Annotated in this window: 2 protein-coding genes; both read left to right on the top strand. The window is 67.9% G+C overall.

What is annotated here, in order from left to right; genetic code table 11:
• Positions 1–298 (top strand): hypothetical protein (locus AWC27_RS31195; protein ID WP_211281642.1); only part of this gene is annotated, 298 nt, incomplete at its 5' end.
• Between the two features lie 290 nt (positions 299–588).
• Positions 589–1,086 (top strand): PE family protein (locus AWC27_RS16010; RefSeq protein WP_139837042.1); only part of this gene is annotated, 498 nt, incomplete at its 3' end.

The following is a 1,086-nucleotide window of genomic DNA, read 5'->3' on the forward strand; positions in this document are numbered from 1 at the left end:
CGGGCCCGGTGCGGCCGGTGGCGCCGGCGGTGCCGGTGGCGACGGCGGCCTGATCTACGGCAACGGCGGGATCGGCGGAGTCGGCGGCGCCGGTGGCGACAACCTGAACAACAACGCCGGCGGCAGCGGCGGTGGCGGCGGCAACGGCGGCAACGCCACCTTCATCGGCAACGGCGGCAACGGCGGCGCCGGCGGCACCGGCGGCACCGGCACTCCGACCGGCAGCGGCGGCACCGGCGGCATCGGCGGCGGGGGCGGATTCTTCGGTCAGGGCGGAACGAACGGCCCCGCCGGCTAGGTATCGGGTACTGCTGTGGCTCTCTTCGGCCGCCCATCTTCGGCGGCACCAAGTACGCAAAACACCTCTTTAGTGGTGGAGGTCCCGCGTCACGGCGCCCGTAGCGGGCCACAATATTCTGTGCGACACGCTGTTGAAACTTTTTGGATGATTCTTTGGACTTTGTAGGAAAAGTGGTATGTGCTGCCAGTTTTTTGGTTATCGTTCGGTCCGCCGATATGTCGGCGCGGTGACCGATGGCCACGTGCACGACTCAGTTGATCGTGACCTAGGTAGGTAGGTGGTCTCGCATGTCGTATGTCATCGCGTCCCCGGAAGCGCTGCTGCTAGCCGCTTCTGATCTTGCCGGTATCGGCTCTGCGGTCGAATCGGCCAACGCGGCCGCGGCCGCTCCGACCATCAGCTTGCTGGCCGCGGCAGAAGACGAGGTGTCGACGGCCATAGCGGCGCTGTTCGGCACGCACGCCGCGGAATACCAGGCCATCAGCGCTCAGGCGGCGGCCTTCCATGACCGGTTCATGCAGGCCCTGTCCGGTAACGCCGGCTCCTATGCGCTGGCCGAGGCCGCAAACGTCACCCCACTGCAGAGCTTCGAACAGACGCTGTTCGACGCCATCAATGCGCCCAGCTATGCGCTGTTGGGGCGGCCGCTGATCGGTAATGGCGCCAACGGCAGCACACCGGGAGCAGCCGGTGGGGCGGGCGGGTTGTTGATCGGCAACGGTGGTGCGGGCGCGGCCGGCGCGGCGGGTCAAGCCGGCGGGGCCGGCGGTAGTGCTGGGTTGATC

The sequence above is a fragment of the Mycobacterium szulgai genome (assembly GCF_002116635.1).
Taxonomy (GTDB): domain Bacteria; phylum Actinomycetota; class Actinomycetes; order Mycobacteriales; family Mycobacteriaceae; genus Mycobacterium; species Mycobacterium szulgai.